Genomic DNA, 25,303 nt, shown 5'->3' on the forward strand with positions numbered 1-25,303 from the left:
CCCCTCCGACGACCTCAACCCCACCCCCCACCACCGCACCCGCAAGGAGACCCGACATGGCACGCGAAGCCCACCTCCCCCTGACCGACACCGACGAACGCGCCGCCCTGCGCGAAGCCGTCCGAGCCCTGGGCAACAAGTACGGGCTGGACTACATGATCGACAAGGACGACAACGGCGAGTACCCGACCGAACTCTGGCGCGAGGCCGGCGAACTCGGCTTCGTCGGCGTCAACCTGCCCGAGGAGTACGGCGGCGGCGGCGCCGGCCTGGCCGAACTGGCCATCGTCGAAGAAGAGCTCGCCGCCTGCGGCACCGGCCTGCTGATGCTCGTCGTCTCGCCGGCCATCGTCGGCTCCATCATCACCGCCTTCGGCACCGACGAGCAGAAGTCCCGCTGGCTGCCCGGCATCGCCTCCGGCGAGTTCATCGCCGCCTTCGGCATCACCGAGGCCGACGCCGGCACCAACAGCCACAACCTCGGCAGCACCGCCCGCAAGGTCGGCGACAAGTGGGTGCTCAACGGCAACAAGACGTTCATCTCCGGCGTCGACCAGGCGGACGCGGTGCTGTACGTGGCCACCGTCGTCGACGAGGAGGGCAACCGCGGCAAGCCGGCGCTGTTCATGGTGCCCACCGACGCGCCGGGATTCACCGCCAACCGCATTCCGATGGAGGTCAAGCTCGCCGAGTGGCAGTACTCCCTGTTCCTCGACGACGTGGAGCTGCCGGAGGACTCGCTGATCGGGTCGGCCGACAACGGTCTGCCGCAGCTGTTCATGGGGCTCAACCCGGAGCGGGTCATGGCGTCGGCGATGGCGACGGGCCAGGCCCGGTTCTGCCTCGACCGGGCGGTGTCGTACGCCCGCGAGCGCAACGTGTGGGGCACCCCCATCGGCGCGCACCAGGGCATCTCCCACCCGCTGGCGCAGTGCCACGTGGAGCTGGAGTTGACGCGCCTGATGTGGCAGAAGGCCGCGGCGCTTTACGACGCCGGCCTGCACCGCGAGGCGGCGGACGCGGCGAACATGGCCAAGTACGCGGCCGGCGAAATCTCCGCCAAGTCGCTGGACCAGGCGGTGCAGACCCTCGGCGGCAACGGGTTGTCCACCGAGTACGGGCTCGCCCGCATGTTCGGTGCCTCGCGTCTGCCGCGCATCGCACCGATCAGCCGCGAGATGCTCCTCAACTACGTGGGCACCAACATCATGGGCCTGCCGAAGAGCTACTGATCACCGCCGACGCCGACGATTTCCGGGGCACCCCCAAGGAGGAGCAGTCATGCCCATCAACTACCGCACCGACGCGGGCGTTGCGTTCATCACGCTCGACGAGCCCGCCAAGCGCAACGCATTGTCCCCCGAGATGATCGGGGAGGTCTCCGACCACCTGGCGGCGGCCGTGGCGGACCCGCACGTCAGGTCCGTGATCATCGATCACGCCGGTTCCACGTTCTGCTCCGGCGCCGACCTGGGGTCGGCGAAGGCCAGCGGCGTCGAGGCCGCGGCGGGCAATTTCCTGGCCCTGCTGCGGTCCATCGTGGCCGCGCCGAAGCCGGTCATCGCGATGGTCGACGGTCATGTCCGCGCCGGCGGGATGGGCCTGCTGTCGGCCTGCGACGTCGCGTTCGTCTCCCCCTCGTCGACGTTCGGGGCCCCGGAGCCGCGCATCGGCGTCGCGCCGGCGCTCATCGCGCTGACCGTGCTGCCGCGGCTGGGTTCGCGGGCCGCGGCCCGGCACCTGCTGTCCGGTGACGTCTTCGACGCTGCGGAGGCCGCCCGGATCGGCCTGGTGACGGAGGTCGCCGACGATCCCGCCGCCGCGGCCGCCGCGTATGCGGCCGATCTGCTGGCCTGTTCGCCGCAGGGGTTGGCGGAAACGAAGGCCCTGCTCAATCATGCGATACTGGAGGCATTCGATCAGCGGGGATCGGAATTGGCCGCGACGTCGTCGAGGCTGTTCGCCAGTTCCGAGGCGAAGGAGGGCATGGCCGCCTTCCTGTCTCGACGCCGCCCCGCATGGGCGGAGCCGACGGACTCGCCCCGCTCACCGGACGACGACTGATCCCGGAAAGGTAACCACGATTTCATGCCGCGCACCCCGAAGCAGGACCGAAGCAAGGAAACGCACCGCAAGCTCGTCGAGGCGACGGTGCACACCCTCGCCACGAGGGGCGTGCCGGCGACCACGGTGAGCCTGGTCGCGGAGAAGGCCGGGGTGTCGCGTGGCGCGGCCCAGCATCATTTCCAGACCCGCGAGACGTTGATCGAGCAGGCGCTGGGCCAGATTTCGGAGGAGCGCACCGAGCAGTTCCGCGAGGCGATCGCCGCATTGGACGTCGGAGAAAACGGTGCGCCGGTCGAGGAGGTCATCCGGCTGGTCATCGACTTCTTCACCGGCGAGCTCTTCCATGCGGCGACGCACGTGTGGTCGGCCGCGGCGAGCGACCCGAATCTGGCGAAGATCATTCTGCCCGCCGAGTCCCGGCTCAATCGCGAGATTTTCGAGCTCACCGCCGAAGCGTTGAAGGCGGACTTGTCCGACAAGCCCACGCGCAGGTTCCTCACCATGCTTTTCGACGTCGCCCGGGGGCTGGGTCTTTCTTCCGTGCTCGTCGATGCCACGGAGCAAAAAGAGCGCGCCGTCGAGGCGCTTTCCCTGGTTCTCGGCCAGATCAAGCGCCTCGACTGACGCGGCGCCACGCTCGGACTCAGCCGCGCTTGGCGCGGGCGACGAAGGCGGCCGCGGCGCGGCGGAATTCCGGAGACGCCAGCAGCTCGGTCTGGGCGGCGCCCTCCCGCTTCAGCGCATCCGACACCTCGTCGCGAACCCCCGCGACGAGGGTCTTCTTCATTTCGGTCATGCCGCGGGACGGGGCCGCGGCCAGGGCGGATGCGATCGCGTCGATCCTGGCGTCGAGCTCGCCGGTCGGGACGGACTCGGCGACGATGCCGAGCCGGGCCGCCTGGGCGGCGTCGACGGTCTCGCCGAGCATGAGCATCCGCGACGCGACCTGACGGCCCACCAGAGCCGGCAGCAGGTGGCTGACGCCGCCGTCGGGGACGAGGCCGAGATGCGCGAACGGGAAGATCAACGTGGCGTCGTCGGCCATCACGGTGATGTCGGATGCGAGGGCCAGCGACGCCCCGAAGCCCGCGGACGGGCCCGTCGCCGCGCACACCACGGGCATGGGCGCCTCGAGAATCGCCTCGATCACCCGCGCGGCGGCTGCCATCACGGCCGCCGGGTCCTGCTTGCCCGATGCACCGGCGGCGAGATCGGCTCCCACGCACAGCGCGGGGCCCGCGCCCCCGATGACCGCCACGCGGCTTCCCGCCTCGACGGCGTCGGCCAGCGCCCCGGCGAGCGCGTCGAGCATCCCCAGATCCACGGCGTTCAACCGCTCCGGTCGATTCAGCGTGATTCGCGTGATGCCATCGCCGTGCTCCACGAGCACCGGCGGATTTTCATTGTTGACCTGCACTTTTACCCCTTTCACGGGTGCTCCGTCGAATTCCGGGCGGGGTGCGCGCGGACTCGATGCGACTCGTCCGACTGGCTCGGACTCCACCGGCCCAGGTGGACGACCCCGGCCCGAGTAAATCCAATCATGCATGATTGCTTCGGCCGCCGCCAGGATTCTCCCCACAAACACGACCATGATTCGACGTTTCGGCATGACAGGGGCGTGATTGTGCATTCGAAACAAAAAACGCCCCCAACGATGTGCATGAAAACTCTGGCCAAAACAATCGCCCGCGCCTAAACTGACCGCAAATATGACGCAGATCACTTCCAGGGAGGCAGCGGAATGCACAAACCCTATCGACGGCCCACGGTCGCCGTCATCGGAGCGGGCCCGGCCGGATGCGCGGCAGCGGCGGACTGCGCTTTCTCCGGATTCGACGTAACGCTCGTCGAGGCTACCGACGAGATCGGCGGCGCCGCCGCACGTCCGGGCGGCCCGGCGCCGTCGAAGCGGCTGCGTTTCCGCACGCCGTACCTCGACCGCAAGGCCGTCGACGGCACCGCCGCCGGCTTCCGCGCCCATCTGCGGGAAGCCCTGGACGCCGCCGGAGCCGACGTCCGGTTGCGGACCGAAGCGCGATCCGCCGCCTTCGACCACGACACCGGACAGTGGCGGGTCGCCGTCGTCACGCCCGCCGGGGACGACGTCGTGCGCGCCGACGTACTCATCCGGGCCACCGGCGGCGACACCGTCCTCGACATCGATCCGGGCTCGGGCCGAATCCTCGACGCCGAGCCCCGGCTCCACAGGGCCATCGAGGTCGTGGGGGCGCCCAACCTCCTGTTCGTCGATGCCCCGGTGACGGGACTCAGCAACCGCCGCCCGCTGGACATCGCCGAAGCTCGAGCGGACCACGCCCGCCGCTACATCCGGGCCCTGGAGATCCGGGGCCCCGGCGCCTTCACGGTGCGCGCCTCCAACTGGCACGCGAGCCCGCCGGATCGCCGCCACCAGATCCGGGACCTCGGAACCATCGACGCCGCGTCCCACTCGTTCGCACCCGCCGCCTCACCGATTCCCGAAGCCAGATTGGAAAACCGATGACCAACCACCTCAGCGACCGCGACCTCGCCCTGCAGGACACCGACCTGCCGCAGCTCGGCCCCGACACCGTCCTGTGGCGGCGCTTCGGCGACTGGCGTTCCACGTTCGCCGCCCTGTACGCGGGCCTGCTCCAAATCACCCACGAGGACGTCTCCACGGCCCTCGTCCAACACTCCAACGTCTTCGACAACGAAGTGGCGCGACTGCTGCGCTCCGCGTTCCCGATCATCCGCACGGTCTACGAAGGCGAAGAAGTCGGCGCCATGATCCGCGACTACCACCGGGACATCAAGGGGCACCGCAACGACGGTTCGCGGTACCACTCGCTCGACCCGGCGGTCTACTACTGGGCCCATGCGACGTTCGCCGCCATGCCGTATGCGCTGGCCGGCAACTTCATGCCGCCCATGACCGACGAAGAAAAGGAGCGCCTGTTCCAGGAAAGCCGGGCCTGGTACCGGCTCTACGGCGTCTCCGAGCCCGAAGGCGCGCCCCGCACCTACGCGGAGTACCAGGAGTACTTCGACCGCGTGGTCGACGAGCAGCTGGACCGACAGGAAACCGTCGACCGCTCCCGCATCGTCCGCGCCCTCACCCTGGACAGCCCGCTGCCGTGGCTGCCCGAGTGGGCCTGGCGCCCGATCGCCCCCGGCATGAGGGCGCTGCTCTTCTGGGTCGCCGTGGGACTGCTGCCCGAAACCCTGCGCCGCAAGCTCGGCTGGTCGTGGACGCGTTCCGACGCCATCCGGTTCACCTTGTTCTCCCGCGCCGTCCGCGGCATCTTCACCGTGCTGCCCCGCCGGGTCCGCATGGTCCCCATCGCCGAACGCGCGTTCCGCCGCCACGAGAACCCCCGCTGATCCGCCCGGCGCGCCGTCACCGCCTTCTCTTGACGGCGGGCGCCGAGCACGGCGAAAGGGCCCTCCCCGAAAATCATCCGGGGAGGGGCTTCGTCGTCACGCGCCGGCGGTGGGCCGGTCAGGTTCGCAGATCGATTCCGGTGACGTCGAGCGCTCCGCCGAGTCCGTAGAGGCCCACGACATCCATGCGCACGTTCCGCAGGGCCACCCGGTCCATGATCTCGCCCGGCAGCGGAATCAGCGGCAGGCCCAGCGCCGCCAGGCCGGGCTCGGGAACGCCCGAGACGTCGACGCTGACCGGCACCGTCGACGCCCCCTCCACCGCCGGGATCGCGGAAAGGGACGCGGTGCGCAAAATGACGGGGGCCCCGGTCAGCACGGTCTTCGCGTCGGAGGGGGTGCGAAGTACGCCCTGTCCGAGGGGGCCGGGGATGTCGACGGCGAGTCCGTCGGCCTCGACCCGCTCGGCGCGCAGCTCGATGACGTCGACCGGCCCCGCGGTGGTCTCGACCGTGTCCACGGTGACCCGAACATCGCCCGAGACGACGACCTCTTCGGCCATCACCACGCCCGTCGTGCCCGCGGGAAGCAGGAGCTCACTCGGCTCGGCCCGCGCCTCCGGACCGGTCGCGACGGCGACCACCGCCGTCGACGCGACCGCCAGCGAAGCCGCCACCGCGGCACCGGACCGCGCGGATCTCTTCTTCCGGTGCTTGCCCCGCCGGTTCACCGGTTCCGCGTCCTCCCACGCCAGCAACAGTCCGCCGCCGATGACGCCGAACAGGGTGCCCACGACGAAGCCGCCGATGTTCGACGTCGGCAGGGCGATGACGGCGAAGATGATCGCCAGCACCCCGAGGTGGAGGTGCACCGCCGGCCGCATCCAGGCCGTGACGCCCAGCAAAACGAGAATGGTGCCGATGACCAGCGTGGAAACGCCCGACACCGTCGAGATCATCACCAGGATGTCCGCGACCTTGAAGGTCAAATAGGCCGGGATCATGATGACGACCCCCGAGATGATCACGAGCAGGCCCGGCAGGAACGGCCGGTCGGATCGCCACGCGGCGAATCGGCGGCGTCGGTCGGCGGGCGCATCCTCGACCGAGTGGCTTTCCTCGTGCACGACCGGGTGGCTTTCCTCGTGTACGGAATCGTCGTCAGCAGCCACCTTCGCGCCCCTTCTTCACTCCGATGTCGAAACCGGACGCGGTCAGGCTCCCGGCCCCGACCGAGGAAGCCCGGATCTCCTGCGCCTGCACCGACACACCACGGGAGGCGATGCCCCACGCATTGGCGGGAGCCGCCCCGTCGACCTGGCTGGCGTCGATGCCGATCTGCGGGTTGTCCAGGACGAGGTTGCCGCGCAGGACCGTCGCCCCCACGACGAGGTCGGTGGCCTGCACCGTGTTTTCCCCCGGCACCTTGAGCACGAAGATCGCGTCGCCGACGCCGGGGAGACCCCGCAGGGGCGCCGAAACGCACAGATCCGATGCGGAGGCGGTGCCGAAACGCAGCTTCGACGCCGGGATCGTGCCGTCGGGCAGCTCCTCGCCTCCGACGAAGAGCGAGAAATCTTCGCCGTCGAGGTTGCCCATGGACACATTGAAGATCGTCCCGGACAGCGCGAGGTTGGCCGTCAGCCCGCCCTGCGCCACGGCGACGCCGGTGCCCCCGGCAAGGGCCAGCCCGACGCCGACGCCGAGCACGGCCCGCAGTGGATTGATCCGTCCCATGTTCTTCCCTCCGGCCCGACCGAGCGGGCCATGTCGAATCGGCGACCCATAGCTCGCCATCTTATGATGTGCCTCACACTTTTGGGGCGAAACTAGCACCCCACGAGCCGTTTAACAAGCACTTGTGCCGGATTTTTTCCGCGCCCATCCTCCCGCATGTCGACGAAAAGGGCGATACCGAACCCGCTTGTGCATCATGCACAGTTTTTATCGAAAAACTTTAACCCGGACGCACTAACTCACGGCTCCAACCAGGGCATATAATCCATCATCACCCATCGGATATGACCCACGTCACATTGGAGTTTTCATGACCGACATCGCCCAGTACCTCCCCTGGCACCCGTCGCACGCCACCGACACGCGAATCCGCCTCACCGACAAGCGCCAATCAATCACCGGTGCAGCATTTGCGGAACAGGTCGACGCGGTCGCCACCCAGCTCCTCGACAACGGCGTGAAGCGAGGAGACGTCGTGGCCACGTTCCTGTCCAACCGCATCGAGCTGCTCACGGTCATCTGCGCGGCATGGCGGATCGGAGCGGCAGTCACGCCGCTGAACCCCACGTTCACCGCGAACGAATCCTCCTACCAGGTGGAGGACAGCTCGGCGCGGCTCGTCGTCGCCGAAGACGACATCGCCGCCGACGACCCCGAAGCACGCTTCCCCGGCGCCGTCGTGCTTCCGGTGTCGCAGCTGCGCACCAGCATCCCCGAGGGCGCCGACCTCCCCGCCCCGAGCACCGCCGGCGACGACATCGCGTTCATCATCTACACCTCCGGATCCACCGGACGGCCCAAGGGCGTCCTGCTCGACCACGCCAACGTCGACGCGATGTCGCTCGACATGAACGAAGTCGTCGGCATGACCGGCGACGAACACGCGCTGATGATCCTGCCGCTGTTCCACTCCAACGCGCTGCTCGCGGGATTCCTCGCGCCGTTCCGCGGCGGCGGGCGCATCACCATCGAACCGCGCTTCGACCCGGCCACCTTCGTCGAGGCGGTGCAGACGGCGCAGCCGACCTACTTCTCCGCGGTGCCGGCGATCTACTCCTACCTGCTGGCACTGCCGGACGACGTCGACGCGGACTTCTCCAGCCTCCGGTTCGCCATCTGCGGAGCGGCGCCGGCGAGCATCGAAATGCTGCTGGCCTTCGAAGAGCGATTCCGGGTCCGGGTGCTCACGGGATACGGCCTCACCGAGGGCACGTGCGTCAGCACCGTCATGCGCCCCACGGACGAACCGCGTTCCGGCTCCGTCGGCAAGCCCCTGCCGAGGCAGGAAGTCCGCATCGCGGACGAAAACGGAGGCTTCGCGCCCGCCGGCGTGCGCGGCGAAGTGCTCATCAAGGGCCCCAACGTCATGCGCGGATACCTCAACCGACGGGAAGACACCGACGCGTCCTTCCGCGACGGATGGCTCCGCACCGGAGACGTCGGAATCATCGACGACGACGGGTTCCTCAGCATCGTCGACCGGATCAAGCACCTCATCATCCGCGGCGGCGAGAACCTCTACCCCTCGGAAATCGAAGCCGCGCTGACCAGCCACGGCGACATCGCCGAAGCCGCCGTCGTCGCCGCACCCCACCCGGTCCTCAACGAAATCCCCATCGCCTACGTCACCGGCACCCCGGACCTCGACGACCTGCGCGCCCACATCTCCGCCCGACTGGCCAAGGTCAAGCTGCCCGAGTCGATCCACGTACTGCCCGACCTGCCCCGCAACCCCGTCGGCAAGGTCGACAAGATCGCCCTGACGGAAATGGCCGCGGCCGCAGTCGCGCGCTGACGCCCGCCGCCACCCGACACCAAAGGAGACGCACATGTCCCTGATGAAACCGGAACTCATCGACGTCGCCCTCGACGAGTACAAGCGCCTGCCCCTCCTCCAGCGCATCCGCCTCCAGGCCACCGACTGGGCCGAACGCGGCCTCGGCTCGCCGTCGGCGGCCCCGCTGTTCTACGTGATCAAGATCGCCGCCTGGCTCCTCCTCGGCGGCTGGATCGCCGTCACCTCCTCGGGCCTCGGGTCCCTGTGGGACTGCCACGACTGGTGGGCCGAGCCGATCGTCTACCAGAAGCTCCTGCTCTGGGCGATCCTCTGGGAGGCGCTGAGCATCGGCGCCGCCTCCGGTCCCGCGATGTTCCACTTCTGGCCCCCGATGGCCGGCGTGTTCCACTGGGTGCGCCCCGGCACGGTGCGGCGCCCACCGTGGGGCGGCAAGATTCCGCTGACCTCCGGTGATCGCCGGACCATCGTCGACGTGATCCTCTACCTGGCCGTGCTTGCGACCCTCGTCGCCGGCCTGGCCATGAAGGGCGTGGAATCCGCCGAGCTGACGGCGGTGCTGCCCGAGGCCGACGGCGGCGTCCTGCCCACGCTCGCCTTCGCCATGCCGATGGTGGCGCTGGTGCTGCTGGGCGCACGCGACCAGGTTCCGTTCCTGGCCGCCCGCGCCGACCAGTACCTGCCGCTGCTGCTGTTCGGCGTGGTCCTCGGCCCCGTCGACTTCATGATCGCCGCCAAGTGCCTCATCGTCATGGTGTGGATGGGCGCGGCCATCGCGAAGATCGGTCCGCACTTCTCGTACGTCATCGGCCCGATGATGTCGAGCACCCCCTACATGGTGTTCCCGAAGATCAACCGACTGTTCTACCGCGACGCCCGCAACGACCTGAACCCCTCGCGGGTGTCGCACCTGATCGGCCACGGCCTGGGCACGGTCGTAGAGATCGTCGCGCCGCTGCTGCTGCTCTTCGCCGTCGATCCGGTACTCGCCGCCATCGGCGCGGTGATGATCATGGGCATGCACGTCTTCATCACGTCGACGATTCCGCTGGCGGTGCCGATCGAGTGGAACATCCACTTCCTCGTCATCACCCCGTTGCTGTTCTTCGGGTTCCCCGCCTGGGACGGGTTCGGCGTCGGTGATCTGTCGTCGCCGTGGGTCGCGCTGTTCATCGCGCTGGTGGTGCTGCCCCTGCCCATCCTGGGCAACCTGCGCCCGGACATCGTGTCGTTCCTGTTCGCGATGCGCCAGTACTCGGGCAACTGGGCGACGACGATGTGGGCCTTCGGGCCGAACGCCCTGCGCCGGCTGTACGACGAGTTCCCCGCCGCGACCGGCAACCAGGAGGACGTCCTGGCCAAGCTGTACGGCGAGGAGGCCGCGGTCAAGCTGCTGGAGAAGGCGATCGCGTTCCGCTCCATGCATTCGCAGGGTCGCGCCATGCTGTCGCTGCTCGTCCGCGAGCTTGGCGACGACCTCGAGAAGTACACGCTGCGCGAGGGCGAGAACATCTGCGGTTGGGCCTTGGGCTGGAACTTCGGCGACGGCCACCTGCACGGTCCCCACTTCATGCATACTGTGCAAAAGCACATGAACTACGCCCCCGGCGAGGTCGTCGCGGTGTGCGTCGAATCCCAGCCGATCCACCGCGCCACCCAGCGGTACAAGGTCGTCGATTTGGCTCTGGGAGTCATCGAGGAGGGCACGTTCCGGGTGCGGGACGCGGTGTCGACGCAGCCGTGGTTGCCCGACGGCCCCATTCCGTTCTCCCCCGATGCCCCGTACCGCAACCGGGCCCTGGTTTCCGAGCGGGAGCGCGTCTCTCGAAAGGAAAGGATCTAGATGACCCCCACCGCCACAGTCGTCGGCAGCGGCCCCAATGGGTTGGCCGCGGCCATCACGCTGGCGCGCGCGGGCGTGGACGTCACCGTGTTGGAGGCGGCGTCCACGCCGGGCGGGGGGATGCGCAGCGCGGACGTGACCGGGGCGGGGGTCGTTTCCGACGTGTGTTCGGCCGTGCATCCCCTGGCGGTGGCCAGTCCTTTCTTCACGGGCGCGAATCTCGGCGCCCACGGCCTGGAGTTCGCGTGGCCGGAGGTCGATCTCGCGCATCCGCTTGACGACGGCACCGCCGGAGTCCTGTACCGCGACATCGACGCAACGGCCGCAGGGCTCGGGGCCGATGGTCCGATGTGGAAGCGGACGTTCGGTCCCTTCGCCGCCAACTTCGCCGATTTGGCCTCCGATGCCCTCGACTCGCCCGTGCACCTGCCCCGGCACCCCGTGTTGTTCGGTTTATTCGGGGCCAATGCGGCCCTGCCGGCGTCGATGTCCTGGCGCCGGTGGCGCACGCCCCAGGCCCGCGCACTGTTCACCGGCGTCGCCGCCCACGCCATGAGCCGGCTGGACACCCCGATGAGTTCATCGGTGGGCATGCTGCTGACCGCGTCCGCCCATGCGCGGGGATGGCCCGTCGCCGTCGGCGGTTCGGGGGCGATCGCCGAGGCCATGGTCGCGGAACTGGAAAGCCTCGGCGGCCGGATCGAAACGGGGCGCACCGTCCGATCGATCGACGAGCTGGGTGACAGCGACGTCGTCATGCTCGACGTCAGCCCCCGCAACGCCCTGTCCATTCTCGGCCGCAACCGGGTGCCCCGCCGTCAACGCCGGGCCTACGGGAAATACCGCCACGGCATGGCGGCGTTCAAGGTGGACTTCGTCATCGACGGCGACGTTCCGTGGACCAACGCGGATTGCCGTCGCGCCGGCACGGTGCACCTGGGCGGAACCGCCGAGGAGGTCGCCGCCGCGGAGAAGATGAGCGCCGGCGGCGTCATGCCGGACCAGCCCTTCGTGCTGGTCGGTCAGCAGTACCTGGCCGACCCGTCCCGATCGTCGGGAACGCTCAACCCCCTGTGGAGTTACGCCCACGTCCCGCAGGGATTCCGCGGCGACGCCACCGAAGCGATCATCGCCCAGATCGAACGCTTCGCCCCCGGATTCCGCGACATCATCGTGTCGCGTAACTCGATGTCCACCGGCGACTTGGAGAACTACAACGCCAACTACGTCGGCGGGGACATCCTCGGCGGCCATTCCGGCGTCACCCAGCTACTCGCCCGCCCGGTGCTGTCGCCGGACCCGTACCACGCGGGGCTCCCCGGCGCCTACCTGTGCTCGGCGTCGACCCCGCCCGGCGCCGGCGTGCACGGCATGTGCGGCGCCAACGCCGCAGCCCGGGCGCTGTCCGAGCTCGCCGGAGGGCGGGTGCGGAAGACCGGGCGATGACGATGGACGAGATGCTGCGCATCGTCGGTGATGCCGTGACGGAGCTGACGGACGCGACCTTCGCCGAGGACACGGCCGATCGGCTCATCGTCGCCACGCTCCCCCCGTCGGATTCCGACTGGGCCGCGGTGCGCGAACCGCTCCGCGCAAGCATCCGGGCGGTCATCGGGCGCTTCGGCGAGCTGCTCAGCACCGGCGAAGACCCCTGGACGCCGAGCGCCCCGAAGGCCGCGCTCGACTACGCCCGACTGCTCGCCCGGCAGGGCATTCCCCTGTCGACCCTGCTCCTCCAGTACCACCAGTCCCACAATGCGGTGGAACGGGAGCTTCTGCAGATCGTCCACGACGCCGCGCAGCCGCTGCCGTCCGACGAACTGTTCAGCTTCCTCGGCCACCTGCGCCGGTTGACCGATTCGTTCATCACCGCGATGACGGCCGACGTCACCCGGGCCTACGAAGCCGAGGCCACCGCACTGCCGATACCCGGCAACGCGGAACACCTGAGGAAGGTCCTCGACGTTCTCGGGGCGGCGCACGCCGCCGACGACATCGGCGGTTACCCCATGGCCGGCCGACACATGGCCCTCGTTTTCCACCCCTCCGCGAACGGCGACGGCGAGATCGATCCGGTACTGGTCAAGTCCGCGTCCCGAACCATCGCCGACGCGGTTGGTTCGCATTCCGCTCCGCTCATCGTCGTCCCCGGCAGCACGGAAGCCTGGGCCTGGTGCACGGTGCCGTCGGCGCAGCCCGGCCCGGGCGCCCCGAAGGTTCCCGAGCAGCCCGGACTGCGCATCGCCGTGGGCCCGTCGTCCCCCGGCATCGAGGGATTCCGGTTGAGCCACCGTCGCGCTCAGCGATGCTCGTCGCTGTTCGGTGCCATCGCATTCGACGTCGCCGTCGTCGACGACCGGGAACCGGGAACGGCGACCGCGGCCGCGTTCGTCGACAGGCTCGCCGACGCCGCGGATTTCGTCCGCGCGACGCTGGGTCCCCTGGCCCACGACGATGCGGACCGCGACGTGCTCAGGCAGACGGTGCGGGCGTACCTCGCCTCCGGCGTGGGCGGCGCCGCAGAGTCGTTGCTCGTGCATCGCAACACCGTCAAGTACCGCCTCGACCGGGTCCGGGAGGTCGCCGATGCGGAGACCATCGCGACTCCGGAGTTCCGCGTCGCCCTGGAATTGGCGCACTGGTACGGGCCGAAGGTGCTCGCCCAAGACTGAGTTTCCGGAAAACGGAGCCTCCCCGGAGCCTCCGCCGAGGGGGAAGGAAATGCGAAAACCACCGGAGCTCCGGTGGTTTTTTCAGTGATTGTCAGTCGCATTCTCCTGGGCGGGAAATACGCCGGCTCCGCCGACGCGGTTCAGGGGTGCGTCGGCGGAGCCGAGGGGAGGTCTCCGTTGCCCGGGGGCGGTGGGGCCTAGAGGAACTAGAGGAAAAGGTCGAGGTTCAGGGGCTCTTCGCCGCCGTAGCCGGACAGATCCTCGACGCCGGCCGAACGCAGCACGTCGGCGTCGACGAGGGTGTGGCCGTTGACCGTGCCCCGCTCGGAGGCGAGGATGGCGACGGCCGCGTCAGCCATGATCTGCGGCGTGCGGGAGTGCCGGATCGCTTCGTCACCGCCCAGGCCCTGGGTGTTGGCCACCGCTGCGGTGGCGATGGTCGTTTCCGGCCACAGGCAGTTGGCGGACACGGCGCCGCCGAATTCGTGCGCCCAGCCGAGGGTCAGGATGGTCATGCCGAACTTGCTCAAAGAGTAGGCGGGGAAGTTGCCCAGCCACCCGGGCTCCAGGTTCACCGGCGGCGACAGCGTGAGCACGTGGGGGTTGTCCGACTTGGCCAGGTGCGGCAGTGCAGCCTGGACCAGGGAGAACGTGCCGCGGGAGTTGATGTCCATCATGAGGTCGTAGCGCTTGAGCGGCAGCACCGGCGTGGGGCTGAGATTGATCGCGCTGGCGTTGTTGACCACCATGTCGATGCGCCCGAACTCCGCGATGGTCGCTTCCACGAAACCCTTGACGTCGTCGTCGGAACGAATGTCGCCGACGTAGGGCAGCACGCGGCCACCGGCCTCGCGGATGGCCTCGGCGGCGGTGTGGATGGTGCCGGGGATGCGGGGGTCCGGCTCGGCGGTCTTGGCCATGATGGCGATGTCCGCGCCGTGGCGGGCCGCGGCGAGCGCGATCTCGAGGCCGATGCCGCGCGAGCCACCGGACATCAGGAGGACTTTCCCGGCGAAGGCATCCGCCGCGGGCTGCCGGAGGGGCAGCTGCGCGGTGCCCGCGCGAAGCTCGTCGATGGCGGGGGAAGGTTCGGTGGGCAATGCGGGACGGGACGGAATCTGCGGTTCGGCCATGGAAGTCGCCTCCTGCGATCGTGGATCGTGCGGGCGGGAAGGACAGTCAAACCCGCACTGAGATTGTGACGGGGGTCATACTATCGCCATTAATACAATCAGTCAAGACTGCTTGTTTTTCTCCGGGGCGCATCCGCGCAGATGATTCCCCACCGCGCTACGTCGCCGAGGGCTCCTCGTCGTCCTCCCCCAGCGTTCCCGCCGTGCGGGGCCCGCCGCCGAGGGAGGCCCGGGCGATGTCGCCGATGTCCGGGTCATCGCCCTTCTGCAACCCCACCGCCCCGATGGCCATGTCCATCGCAGCGGTGCGCACGGCATCGGCGCCGGCCCAGCGGACCACGTGACGCGACGAGTTGATCAGGCCGGCGGCGAGCTGCACGCGGACGCGGGCGTCGGACTCCGTCAGCTCCGGCTTCGCCCGCCGCGCTGCGTCGACCCACATCGACATGTACATCCGCTGCAACGAGCGGACCTTGTCCCGCTGCTGCGGGGCGAGGTTGCCGATCTCGCGTTCCTGCACTCGAATGCGGTCGGGTTCGGTCACCGCGAACTCCACGTGGAAGCTCAGCAGCTCCCGCAACGTGCGGTCCGCCTCCCACTCCTCGGTCCGCGCCCGGTCCATCACGGCCCGGGCGCCGTCGACGAGGCGGACGGAGATGTCGACCAGAATCTGGGCGAGCATGTCGTCTTTCCCCGTGACGTACCGGTACAGGCCCGGCCCGGAGATGCCGACGACCTGGCCGACGTCTTCGAGCCTGGTGACGTGGAATCCGCGGTCGGCGATCATCGCGGCGGCGGCGGCGATGATTTCCGCGTGCCGCCGTTCCCTGAGTTCGGCTCGACGTGACATGCCGGTCATCATAGGTGGCCTACGCCACATTCGGTGAACATTGGGTAACCGGGACCCGGGCGGGCCGCGCCGGACCGACGTATCGTCGGAGTCGACCGTCAAATACGCATCGATGAAGGGACTTTGAAATGGCCGGAACGACCCCCTCCCCCGAGTCCCGGTGCCCGGTCGGGCGCGGGCCGGACGGCACATGGGCCCTGCGGGGCCACACCGAGGTGGAGGCCGCGGCACGCGACCCGCGGCGATTCTCCAGCGCGGCATCCTCGCACCTCAACGTGCCCAACGGCATGGACGGCGACGAGCACCGGCGGTTCCGGGCGGTCATCGACCGGCACTTGGCCGATGACGTGATCCGCCCCCTGGAGCCGTCGATCCGGCACATCGCCGACGACGCGGCCGCCCGGCTCGTCGAGGGCCCCGCCTCGGGCGTGGAGCTGGTCCGGGAATTCGGCCGCCGCGTGGCGGTGCGCTCCCAGTGCGAATGGCTCGGCTGGCCCGACTCCCTCGACGCCACGCTGACCGGGTGGATGGACGACAACCATGCGGCGACCCGCTCCGGCGATCGCCGGCGCACCGCCGAGGTCGCCCGCCGGTTCGACGAGATCATCCGCGGGATCCTCGCCGACAAGGAACCGGACGGGGGCGCGGGCGCCGATCCCACGTCCCGCCTGATGGCGGACCGGGTCGAGGATCCCTCCGCGCCCGGCGGCTCGCGTCCCCTGACGACCGAGGAGATCGTTTCCATCCTGCGCAACTGGACCGCGGGCGACCTCGGCTCCATCGCGGCGTCGATCGGCGTGGTGGGCCACTACCTCGCCGCCCGACCGGAGCTGCAGGACCGCATGCGCGCCTGGGCCGCCGACGAGACCGCCCACGCCGCCGAACTGGACGCGGCGATCGACGAGATCCTGCGCATCGACGACCCCTTCCCCGCCAACCGCCGCGTCACCACCGCCGACGTCGAGGTCGGCGACGCGGTCATCCCGTCCGGGTCGCGCGTCGAGCTGGATTGGATCGCCGCCAATCGCGACGCGGACGTCTTCGGCGACCCCGACGAATTCCGGCCGGAGGCCAACGCCGCCGCCAACCTCGTCTACGGCACCGGCCCCCACGTGTGCCCGGGCCGGTTGATCTCCACCATCGAAATCCGCTGCGCCATCGCCGCGCTGCTGCGGGCGACGGGGTCGTTCCGCCTCGACGGCGACCGGCCGTCGGAACGCGAGGAACGTCCCGCCGGAGGATGGCGGACCGTCCACCTCGTGCTGGGCTGACGCACGGCCACGCACGAAAAAGCGGCCCCCGGGTGATCCCCGGGGGCCGCCTTCGTCTATCGGGCGACCGGTGCGCGACTAGTGCGCGAAGTGGCGCGCACCCGTCAGGTACATGGTCACGCCCGCCTTGTTGGCGGCCTCGACGACCTCGGCGTCGCGGATGGAGCCGCCCGGCTGGACGACCGCGCGGACGCCGGCTTCGGCCAGCATCTCGAAGCCGTCGGCGAACGGGAAGAACGCATCGGACGCGGCGACCGCACCACGGGCGCGTTCATCGTCGCCGGCCAGCGAGTTCGCGCGCTCGACGGCCAGCTTCGCGGCGTCGACGCGGTTGACCTGGCCCATGCCGACGCCGACGGTGGCGCCGTCCTTGGCCAGCAGGATCGCGTTGGACTTCACCGCGCGCACGGCGTTCCAGGCGAAGACCAGGTCGGCGAGGGTCTCCTCGTCGGCGGCCCCGCCGGCGGCCAGGGTCCAGTTGGCGGGGTCGTCGCCCTCGGCCTGCAGCGCGTCGCGCTCCTGCAGCAGCATGCCGCCGGAAACCTGGCGATACTCGGTCGCCTCGCCCTGCGGGGCCGGGGCCTGGAGAATGCGGATGTTCTTCTTCTGGCTCAGCACCTCGACCGCACCGTCCTCGTAGCCCGGCGCGACGATGACCTCGGTGAAGATCTCGGCGACCTGCTCGGCCATCTCGACGGACACCTCGCGGTTGACGGCGATGACGCCGCCGAAGGCCGACACCGGGTCACACGCGTGGGCGGCCTTGTGCGCCGCGGCGATGGACTCGTCGGACACCGCGATGCCACAGGGATTGGCGTGCTTGATGATGGCCACGCACGGACGCTCGTGATCCCACGCGGCACGCCACGCGGCATCGGAGTCCGTGTAGTTGTTGTAGCTCATCTCCTTGCCGTGGAACTGCTTCGCCTGCGCCAGGCCCGCCGGGGCCGACGGGTCGACGTACAGGGCGGCGGCCTGGTGCGGGTTCTCGCCGTAGCGCAGGGTGGCGGAACGCTCGTAGGTGTGGCCGAACCACTCGGGGAAGGCCGCGGCGGAGTCGGCCGACTCGTCGTCAAGCTGGGCGCCCATCCACGACGCCACCGCGACGTCGTAGGAAGCGGTGTGGCGGAAGGCGTCGACGGCCAGGGCCGTGCGCTCGGCGCGGGTGAATCCGCCGCCGGTGACGGCCCGGGCGACCTCGCCGTACTTGGCCGGGTCGACGACCACGGCGACGGAGGGGTGGTTCTTCGCCGCGGCGCGGACCATCGACGGGCCGCCGATGTCGATCTGCTCGACGCAGGCGTCGAAGTCGGCGCCCGAGGCGACGGTCTCGGTGAAGGGGTACAGGTTCACGACGACCAGCTGGAACGGCTCGACGCCCAGGTCTTCCAGCTGCGACAGGTGGTCGTCCTTGCGGGTGTCGGCGAGGATGCCGGCGTGGACGCGGGGGTGGAGGGTCTTCACGCGGCCCTCGAGGCACTCGGGGAATCCGGTGAGCTCCTCGACCGGGGTCACCGGCACGCCGGCGTCGGCGATGCGGGAGGCGGTGGAGCCGGTGGACACGATCTGCACGCCGCCGTCATGGAGGGCGCGGGCGAGATCCTCCAGCCCGGTCTTGTCGTAGACGCTGATGAGGGCGCGCTTGATGGGCTTGCGGTCCGTGCTGCCGTGATCCTGGGTCATGAAAACTTCGCCTTTCGTCCGTCCCGCGTGATTCCGCGTTCCGAGATGGTGTGGAGAACGTCGACCAGCAGCCGACGCTCGACGATCTTGATGCGTTCGTGCAACGTGTCCACGGTGTCGTCGTCCGCGACGACGACCGGTTCCTGCGCGAGGATCGGCCCCGTGTCCACGCCCGCGTCGACGATGTGCACCGTCGTTCCGGTGACCTTCACCCCATGCGCCAGCGCATCCGGCACGGCGTGCGCGCCGGGGAACGACGGCAGCAATGCGGGGTGCGTGTTGATGATCCGGTCCGGGAAGGCGTCGATGAACTCCTGCCCGAGGATGCGCATGAACCCGGCCGAGACGACGAAATCCGGCCGGTGCTCGCGCACTGCGGCCAGCAGCGCCCCGTTCCATGCCGCGCGGTCGGCGCGGGCGGCGTCGTCGAAGGGCACGCGGAACGACGGGATTCCCGCCGCATCGGCCCTCTTCAATGCCTCGCAGTCCTTGTCCGATCCGACGGCGGCGACTCGGACGCGCGCCGGGTCGAGCGTGTCGAGCATCGACTGCAGCAGCGAGCCCGTGCCGGAGGCCAGCACGACGATGGTCAGGGGCGTCGCCGCGTCATTCGGCCAAACGCTGTGTGATTCGGTCACGGCTGAACAGTCTACCCACCCGCCCGGATCCGCCCGGTGGCCCTCCCCCGGTCAGGAGCGCGGGACCTCGTCGGCATCGGGTTCGACGTCGGCGGCGGCATCCTCTATGGCGTCGGCCTCCTCCGTCTCTGCCGTCTCTTCCTCTTCCACTTCGTCCGCGTCATCGGGTTCATCCGAGTCGTCGGGCTCGTCGGAGTCGTCGGCGTCCTCCGAATCATCCGACTCTCCCTCATCGTCGGCGTCGCTTGCTTCGCCCTCGGCGTCATCGATGTCGTCATCGGCGTCTTCATCTTCTCGAGCGCCCTCATCCGCGTCGGCCGTCTCGGCCGGCACGTCGACGTCGTCACGCTCCAACGCCGGCGCCTCCACCGGGCCCGCACCCGGCAGGCCCGCGACCATCACCGCGACGACCGCACCCGGCACCGCCAACCACACCGACGCCAGAACGCCGGCGAACCACCAATTCACGCCCGACCGGCCGTACTGGCCGAGCTCGCCGCCCATCAACAGGGCCAGCACCGCAAAGAGCGCGCCCGCGATCACCGCGGCGAGGACCACCTCGACGTAGGGGCGATCGGACTCGCCCTTCTTCAGGTGCCGGTGCACGCACCACACCGCGATGGCCACCGGCACCGCCAGCAACACGCCGAACGCCGGGGACAGATGCGACTGCGGCATCGCGGCCAACGTCGGCAACGGCGGCAGGGTGCCCGGCGACACCGCGAACAGGCCGGCTTCCGCGACGCCCACGTTGGCCGGGGCACCGACGAGGATGCCTGCGGCGGCGAAGGCGATGTTCGGCAGGTACGCCAGCGACAACAGCAGCAGCCCCGTCAAGGCGCCGCCGCCGTCGGCGATGCCCAGGGTCTCGCGCACCGACGCGTGATGCCAGATCAACGACACCACCACCGCGACCGCACCCGCCGCCCACAACCAGCCGACGTACGACGCGGCCAGGCGCAGCGACGCCAACGGCCACTCCGGCCACGCGCGGCGACGCAGCAACGCACGCGTCAACCTCGGCCCCATGCCCGCCACCAGCGCCGCCGCATGGACCACCACCGTCGACGCGATCGCCGCCGGGAAAAACGGCGCTTCGATGCGCAGCACACCCGACGCGTCCCACAGCATCAGCCACGCGACGACCGTCAACGCCACCGGCACGCCCAGGAACACCGCCGCCATCGTGCGCACGTCCCGGATGCTCACCGGACCGGACACCTCCCGGCGGATGCGCCACGCCACCGCAGCGAACAACGCCATCGACGGCAACGCCGGCACCAGGCCCAGATCCGTGCCGCCGAATTCGAACGGCGCCAGGTTGAGCAGCATCCAGGACGACGCGATGGTGGCGGGCAGCGGCGTGAACCCCGCGCCTGCGACGGCCACGCCGATGAGCGCCACCGAGATGATCAGCAGCAGCGCCACCCCGTGCACGCCCGCCGCCGCGAGAAGGAAACGGCGAATGCGGGCGGCCCGTGCCGTCGCCGCGGCCGGGCGCGGATGACCCGCCCGGGGCGCATCGGCCACTGCCGTGGCCCCGCTCCCTTTCGCGACAGCAGGCTCCGCCGGTGCGGGCACCGAGGAGATCTCGGCGGGACGCGCCGGCTCCCGACGCGGGGAACGGCCCCGCGAGCGGCGAGACGACGGCCCTGTGCGACGGGTGCCGCGGCCCGGGGTTCGCTTGCGCGGATTGGCGTCACTCACTTCGATGCCGTGCCTTTCCTCCGTGGGCGTATGGATTGTCCCGGCCCACCCGAGACGTCTGCGACGAGACTATCGCGCCACGCGGATCGGACACGGGCGGCGCGGCGGGGCTGAGGCGGGACGACGGCGGGAATGCGACGGGGCGGCGGCGCGAGCGCCACGGGGCGGCATTGCGCCCCAGACATGCCGCGTTACATCGGGGGTAACGGGGGTAGTGGACAGGCATCACCGCGCCCCCACAGCCCCGTTTAACGGTGCCAACGGGGCTTATGTGACGCATGAGCGCCGCTGAATCACGCCCGCGACCACGAAAAAGCGGAACGGGTCACACATTTTCGCCATTCCGGCGAAGTGGCTTGCCCGCAAGTTGCCGTTTCGTTATCGTTACGGTCGCTGCATAACGACATGGTTACGTTTTACGGCCCCCAACACGGGCGCGGCCCGACGGCAACCACAAGATCGCACGAGTCCAGGGAGTGAAAGTGACGCAGACGATGACGCGACGCAAGGGCGGCGCCCACCGCAAGCCGGGCAAGTCCATCAAGGGTCGCATCGCCATGGTCGCGCTCACCACCTCCGCCGTCTCCGCGTCGGGCGCCGCGGCCACCGCCGCCGCCGACACCAAGGACGCCGACAAGGATCTCGTCGCCCAGGACGCCGCCCTGGATCAGATGTCCTCCACTCCGATGGTCCTGTCGTCGGTCCGCGACTTCCGTCCGGCCTCCGACCTGGGCACCCACCTGGCCACTGCGCTGGAGTACAACAACCTCCGCACCGCCGCCGACCGCGCCGCCCGCGCCCCGCAGCTGTCCGTGCCGGCGCTCGGCACCTTCACCTCCGGCTTCGGCCCGCGGTGGGGCACCATGCACAACGGCATCGACATCGCCAACGTCACCAACACCCCGATCATGTCGGTCATGGACGGCGTCGTCATCGACTCCGGCCCGGCCCAGGGCTACGGCCAGTGGATCCGCGTCCTCCACGACGATGGCGCCGTGTCCGTCTACGGCCACCTCGAGACTCTCGGCGTCGCCGTGGGCGAGCGCGTCACCGCCGGCCAGGTCATCGGCGGCATGGGCAACCGCGGCTTCTCCACCGGCACCCACCTGCACTTCGAGATCCACCCCGACGGCACCACCCCGGTCGACCCGGTGGCGTGGTTCCTGCAGCGCGGCCTCGACGTCATCACCGGCGGCGCGCTGTAAGTCGCTTCTTCCGGATTCCGGCCGGTCCCGCTTCGTGCGGGACCGGCTCTTTTTTGCTTGACGACGGCCACCGCTGGCCTCAGCGGCCAACAATCAGGTTCGGCCGCGAGCGGGCGTCGCAAACTACCTCCACCGCCACACAAACCCCCAGGTCGCGGTTTTCACGGCCTCGAAAATGTGCACTTTCATACGCCGATCGACCTCTGGGGCGGTCAGGAACGAGCTGCGGGCGGACACGGGCGTCGCAAAGCACGGAAGCCGCACGATCCTGCGAATCCCGCCCGGGCGCGTCGCGCCGCCGCTTACGCTGGTGGAATGAACGATTCCATCGCCCCGGCCATGTCCACCCCCACCGCCGCGATGTGGACGAAGCTGTCGCGCATCCCGGTGGTCGGGACGCGACTGTTCTCCGCCGCGGTGTCCCTCAAGGCGCCCTACTTCCGCACCGTCCTGCCCCGTCTGCGCGTCATGGAACCCGGCCGCGCCGTCGCCTCCGCACCGAAGTGGTGGGGCATTCAGAACCACATCGGCACCTTCCACGCCATCGCCGCGTGCAACCTCGCCGAATTCGTCATGGGCATGCTCTGCGAGGCGTCCGTGCCGTCTTCGCACCGGTGGGTGCCCAAGGGCATGACCACGAACTACCTGAAGATCTCTAAGGGCGGCCTCACCGCCACGGCCACCGCCGACCTGCCCGACTTCGCCGAGATCACCCCGGAGTCCGGCGGCCGCAACCTCGACGTGCGCATCGAACTCGTCGACTCCGAGGGCACGCTCGTCCAGGACGCCGTCATCACCTGCTGGGTCACCGCGAAGAAGAAGCGCTGACCGGCGGGCGAAGCACAAGACTCTGGCCCGCCCCTCGGGTCAGAGCTTCTCCATCGGCAGGCCGCCGATCAGCATCAGGCGGACCTTGCCGGCGGACCCGAAATCGATGGTGGCCGTCGCCCGCGGGCCCACGCCGTCGACGGACAGGACCGTGCCCAGGCCGTACTTGTCGTGGACGACCTTGTCGCCCGCCGCGAGCTGCAGCTGCGTGTTCTTCGTGCGGCCGCCGGTCGACCCGCCACCGACACCTGCGGTGGACCGTCCCGTGCGGCCGAAACCGCCGCCTGCCCGGGAGCTCCGGCCGAACGCCGCCCCGCCGCCCCACGACGTCGCCGGCTCCTCGCGCAGCCACTCGATCAGTTCGCCGGGGATCTCGCCGAGGAACCGCGACGGCGGATTGTTCTGCGGCGTGCCCCACGACGATCGCGTCTGCGCCCGCGACACGTACAGGCGCTTGCGGGCGCGCGTCAGCCCCACGTAGGCCAGACGCCGCTCCTCCGCCAGCTCCTTCGGGTCGCCCATCGCCCGCAGGTGCGGAAACTGGCCGTCCTCCCAGCCGGTGACGAACACGACGGGAAACTCCAGGCCCTTCGCGGTATGCAGCGTCATCAGGGTCACCACCCCGCGGTCGTCGTCGGGGATCTGGTCCGCGTCCGCCACGAGGGACACCCGCTCGAGGAACGCCTGCAGGCTCCCGGGCTCCGGCTGCCCGTCGTCCGGGGAGGCGTCGTCAAGCTCCTCCATGCCCTCCCGCAACGCCGCCTCGGCCGAGAACTCCCGGGCCACCGACACGAGTTCGTTGAGGTTGTCCAGGCGCGTCGCGTCCTGCGGGTCGGACGACCGCTCCAACTCGGCGCGGTACCCCGTGCGGTCGAGGACCGCCTCCACCAGGTCGCCGATGTCCCCGATGTCGCCGGAGTCCATGTCCGCGGCGATGCCGTCGAGCAGGTCGACGAACCCCTTCATCGAATTGCGCGACCGGGCCGCCACCAACGCGACCTCGCCGCGCGCCGCCGCCCGCAGCGCCGCCCCGAAGGACGTGCCCGTGTCCTCCGCGTGCAGCGCCACATGCGACTGCGCCTTGTCGCCGATGCCGCGGCGCGGGGTGTTGATGATGCGCCGCATGGACACGTCGTCGTCCGGATTCGCGATGACCCGCAGGTACGCCACGATGTCGCGGACCTCGCGCCGCTCGTAGAAGCGCGTGCCGCCGACCACCGTGTACGGCACGCCCATGCGGATGAACACGTCCTCCAGCGGGCGCGACGAGTTGTTCGTGCGGTAGAACACCGCGATGTCCGAGTACGTCGCCTGCCGACGATCCACCAGGTCATCGATCTCGTTGGCGATGAAACGGGCCTCGTCGTGCTCGTTGTCGGCCACGTAGCCCTTGATGCTCTCGCCCTCGCCGAGGTCTGTCCACAGCTTCTTCTCCCGGCGATTCTCGTTCCGGGCGATCAGCGCGTTGGCCGCCGACAGGATCGTCTGCGTGGACCGGTAGTTCTGCTCCAGCAGGATCGACTCGGCGTCCGGGTAGTCCTCCTCGAACTCCTCGATGTTGCGGATGGTCGCCCCGCGGAACGCGTAAATCGACTGGTCGGAGTCGCCCACCACGCACAGCTCGCTCGGCGGAACGTCGCCGCCGGGCTTGCCCACCAGCGCCGACACCAGCGCGTACTGCGCATGGTTGGTGTCCTGGTACTCGTCGACGAGCACATGGCGGAACCGACGGCGGTAGTACTCCGCCACCTCCGGGTGTTCGCGGAAGATGCGCACCGTCTCGCCGATGAGGTCGTCGAAATCCAGGGCGTTCGCCGCCCGCAGGCGCACCTGGTACTCGCGGTACACGCGCGCCACGACCTCGTCGAACGGATTGCGGGTGACCTCCGCATCCGTCGCCGCCTGCTCCGGGCCGATGAGCTCGTTCTTCAGGTTCGAGATCCGGTTCGACAGCACCCGGCCCGTGAACTTCTTCACGTCCAGGTCCATGTCACGGGCGATCATCGACAGCAGTCGGCGCGAATCGTCGGCGTCGTAGATGGAGAAGTTGGAGTTCAGCCCCGGCACCAGCGCGTGCTGCATGCGCAGGATGCGCACGCACGTCGAGTGGAACGTGGCCACCCACATCCGCTGCGCCGCCGGCCCCACCAGCGCCTCGACGCGCTCGCGCATTTCCGCCGCCGCCTTGTTGGTGAAGGTGATGGCCAGGATCTGCCCCGGGTGCACCCCGCGCGCGCCGATGAGGTGGGCGATGCGGCGCGTGAGCACCGCCGTCTTGCCCGACCCGGCGCCCGCGACGATGAGCAGGGGCCGCCCGGAGTGCAGCACCGCCGCCCGCTGCTGGGGGTTCAGGCCCTCCAGCAGGTCATCGCGTGACCCGAAGGCATCGCGCGAATCCGCCGGGGCGGACGTCGCGCCGAAGGCCGCGGGGGCCCGGCCCGGGACGGCGGGATCGGGGCGGGAGGAGGCAAAACCGAAGGAATCAACCATGATGGGCCAAGCCTAGCCC

Annotated in this window: 21 protein-coding genes; 12 read left to right on the forward strand and 9 right to left on the reverse strand. The window is 69.7% G+C overall.

Features of this window, described 5'->3' with window-relative positions:
• Positions 1-56 precede the first annotated feature (56 nt).
• From HMPREF3121_RS01550 to HMPREF3121_RS01560, 3 genes are read left to right on the forward strand one after another with little or no spacing between them, the layout of a single operon-like run.
• Positions 57-1,232, forward strand: a complete 1,176-nt coding sequence (locus tag HMPREF3121_RS01550; protein ID WP_070519340.1) for an acyl-CoA dehydrogenase family protein — start codon at positions 57-59, stop codon at positions 1,230-1,232.
• Between the two features lie 49 nt (positions 1,233-1,281).
• Complete coding sequence (locus tag HMPREF3121_RS01555) at positions 1,282-2,064, forward strand: enoyl-CoA hydratase family protein (RefSeq protein WP_070519342.1); 783 nt, start codon at positions 1,282-1,284, stop codon at positions 2,062-2,064.
• Positions 2,065-2,088: 24 nt separating this feature from the next.
• Complete coding sequence (locus HMPREF3121_RS01560) at positions 2,089-2,691, forward strand: TetR/AcrR family transcriptional regulator (protein WP_070519344.1); 603 nt, start codon at positions 2,089-2,091, stop codon at positions 2,689-2,691.
• A 19-nt stretch (positions 2,692-2,710) separates the two neighbouring features.
• Here the strand turns inward: HMPREF3121_RS01560 and HMPREF3121_RS01565 are convergent, their stop codons facing one another.
• A complete protein-coding gene (locus HMPREF3121_RS01565; protein ID WP_168161346.1) occupies positions 2,711-3,484 on the reverse strand; it encodes an enoyl-CoA hydratase/isomerase family protein in 774 nt (257 codons plus the stop codon).
• Between the two features lie 327 nt (positions 3,485-3,811).
• Between HMPREF3121_RS01565 and HMPREF3121_RS01570 the strand changes: the two genes are divergently transcribed.
• Together HMPREF3121_RS01570 and HMPREF3121_RS01575 are read left to right on the forward strand one after the other, a co-directional pair.
• Positions 3,812-4,573 carry an FAD-dependent oxidoreductase gene (locus tag HMPREF3121_RS01570; protein ID WP_070519345.1) on the forward strand — a complete coding sequence of 254 codons (762 nt, stop codon included), beginning with the start codon at positions 3,812-3,814 and terminating at the stop codon, positions 4,571-4,573.
• Positions 4,570-5,433 carry an oxygenase MpaB family protein gene (locus HMPREF3121_RS01575; protein WP_070519347.1) on the forward strand — a complete coding sequence of 288 codons (864 nt, stop codon included), beginning with the start codon at positions 4,570-4,572 and terminating at the stop codon, positions 5,431-5,433. The genes HMPREF3121_RS01570 and HMPREF3121_RS01575 overlap by 4 nt, the downstream gene beginning before the upstream one ends.
• A 118-nt stretch (positions 5,434-5,551) precedes the next feature.
• Here the strand turns inward: HMPREF3121_RS01575 and HMPREF3121_RS12680 are convergent, their stop codons facing one another.
• Together HMPREF3121_RS12680 and HMPREF3121_RS01585 are read right to left on the reverse strand one after the other, a co-directional pair.
• Complete coding sequence (locus HMPREF3121_RS12680; RefSeq protein ID WP_210387239.1) at positions 5,552-6,604, reverse strand: DUF6114 domain-containing protein; 1,053 nt, start codon at positions 6,602-6,604, stop codon at positions 5,552-5,554.
• On the reverse strand, positions 6,594-7,169 hold the full coding sequence (locus tag HMPREF3121_RS01585) for a DUF6230 family protein (protein ID WP_070519350.1): 576 nt from the start codon (positions 7,167-7,169) through the stop codon (positions 6,594-6,596). Before HMPREF3121_RS01585 ends, HMPREF3121_RS12680 begins: the two co-directional genes overlap by 11 nt.
• A gap of 310 nt (positions 7,170-7,479) precedes the next feature.
• On the opposite strand from HMPREF3121_RS01585, the gene HMPREF3121_RS01590 reads away from it, so the two are divergent.
• From HMPREF3121_RS01590 to HMPREF3121_RS01605, 4 genes are read left to right on the forward strand one after another with little or no spacing between them, the layout of a single operon-like run.
• On the forward strand, positions 7,480-8,964 hold the full coding sequence (locus HMPREF3121_RS01590; protein ID WP_083291149.1) for a class I adenylate-forming enzyme family protein: 1,485 nt from the start codon (positions 7,480-7,482) through the stop codon (positions 8,962-8,964).
• Between the two features lie 34 nt (positions 8,965-8,998).
• Positions 8,999-10,807 (forward strand): DUF3556 domain-containing protein, encoded by a 1,809-nt coding sequence (locus tag HMPREF3121_RS01595; protein WP_070519352.1) that lies wholly within the window; start codon positions 8,999-9,001, stop codon positions 10,805-10,807.
• On the forward strand, positions 10,808-12,253 hold the full coding sequence (locus HMPREF3121_RS01600; protein ID WP_035122032.1) for a phytoene desaturase family protein: 1,446 nt from the start codon (positions 10,808-10,810) through the stop codon (positions 12,251-12,253).
• Positions 12,250-13,479: a PucR family transcriptional regulator gene (locus HMPREF3121_RS01605; protein ID WP_083291150.1), complete on the forward strand. Its 1,230-nt coding sequence runs from the start codon at positions 12,250-12,252 to the stop codon at positions 13,477-13,479. Before HMPREF3121_RS01600 ends, HMPREF3121_RS01605 begins: the two co-directional genes overlap by 4 nt.
• Before the next feature lie 206 nt (positions 13,480-13,685).
• On the opposite strand, the gene HMPREF3121_RS01610 is transcribed toward HMPREF3121_RS01605, so the two are convergent.
• Both HMPREF3121_RS01610 and HMPREF3121_RS01615 read right to left on the reverse strand, forming a co-directional pair.
• Positions 13,686-14,612 carry an SDR family oxidoreductase gene (locus HMPREF3121_RS01610; RefSeq protein ID WP_083291151.1) on the reverse strand — a complete coding sequence of 309 codons (927 nt, stop codon included), beginning with the start codon at positions 14,610-14,612 and terminating at the stop codon, positions 13,686-13,688.
• 157 nt (positions 14,613-14,769) lie between these two features.
• A complete protein-coding gene (locus tag HMPREF3121_RS01615; RefSeq protein ID WP_083291155.1) occupies positions 14,770-15,462 on the reverse strand; it encodes a TetR/AcrR family transcriptional regulator in 693 nt (230 codons plus the stop codon).
• A 128-nt stretch (positions 15,463-15,590) separates the two neighbouring features.
• On the opposite strand from HMPREF3121_RS01615, the gene HMPREF3121_RS01620 reads away from it, so the two are divergent.
• The gene (locus HMPREF3121_RS01620) at positions 15,591-16,733 is read left to right on the forward strand and encodes a cytochrome P450 (RefSeq protein ID WP_070519355.1); all 1,143 of its coding nucleotides are present in this window, start codon (positions 15,591-15,593) and stop codon (positions 16,731-16,733) included.
• A 78-nt stretch (positions 16,734-16,811) separates the two neighbouring features.
• On the opposite strand, the gene purH is transcribed toward HMPREF3121_RS01620, so the two are convergent.
• Genes purH through HMPREF3121_RS01635 form a run of 3 tightly spaced genes read right to left on the reverse strand, consistent with a single transcriptional unit; the run spans position 16,812 to position 20,584 of the window.
• Complete coding sequence (gene purH, locus HMPREF3121_RS01625; RefSeq protein ID WP_070519357.1) at positions 16,812-18,416, reverse strand: bifunctional phosphoribosylaminoimidazolecarboxamide formyltransferase/IMP cyclohydrolase; 1,605 nt, start codon at positions 18,414-18,416, stop codon at positions 16,812-16,814.
• Positions 18,413-19,054: a phosphoribosylglycinamide formyltransferase gene (purN, locus tag HMPREF3121_RS01630; protein ID WP_070519359.1), complete on the reverse strand. Its 642-nt coding sequence runs from the start codon at positions 19,052-19,054 to the stop codon at positions 18,413-18,415. The genes purH and purN overlap by 4 nt, the downstream gene beginning before the upstream one ends.
• A gap of 51 nt (positions 19,055-19,105) precedes the next feature.
• Positions 19,106-20,584 carry a cell division protein PerM gene (locus HMPREF3121_RS01635; RefSeq protein ID WP_070519361.1) on the reverse strand — a complete coding sequence of 493 codons (1,479 nt, stop codon included), beginning with the start codon at positions 20,582-20,584 and terminating at the stop codon, positions 19,106-19,108.
• Positions 20,585-21,255: 671 nt separating this feature from the next.
• On the opposite strand from HMPREF3121_RS01635, the gene HMPREF3121_RS01640 reads away from it, so the two are divergent.
• Together HMPREF3121_RS01640 and HMPREF3121_RS01645 are read left to right on the forward strand one after the other, a co-directional pair.
• Positions 21,256-21,966, forward strand: a complete 711-nt coding sequence (locus tag HMPREF3121_RS01640) for a M23 family metallopeptidase (RefSeq protein WP_083291152.1) — start codon at positions 21,256-21,258, stop codon at positions 21,964-21,966.
• A 315-nt stretch (positions 21,967-22,281) separates the two neighbouring features.
• Positions 22,282-22,794, forward strand: coding sequence for a hotdog fold domain-containing protein (locus HMPREF3121_RS01645; RefSeq protein WP_070519365.1), 513 nt, complete (start codon positions 22,282-22,284; stop codon positions 22,792-22,794).
• Between the two features lie 39 nt (positions 22,795-22,833).
• Here HMPREF3121_RS01645 and pcrA read toward each other — a convergent pair whose 3' ends face one another.
• Complete coding sequence (gene pcrA, locus HMPREF3121_RS01650; protein WP_083291153.1) at positions 22,834-25,284, reverse strand: DNA helicase PcrA; 2,451 nt, start codon at positions 25,282-25,284, stop codon at positions 22,834-22,836.
• Positions 25,285-25,303 lie beyond the last annotated feature (19 nt).

Origin of the sequence: Corynebacterium sp. HMSC11E11 (genome assembly GCF_001807025.1) — a bacterium.
GTDB lineage: Bacteria > Actinomycetota > Actinomycetes > Mycobacteriales > Mycobacteriaceae > Corynebacterium > Corynebacterium freneyi.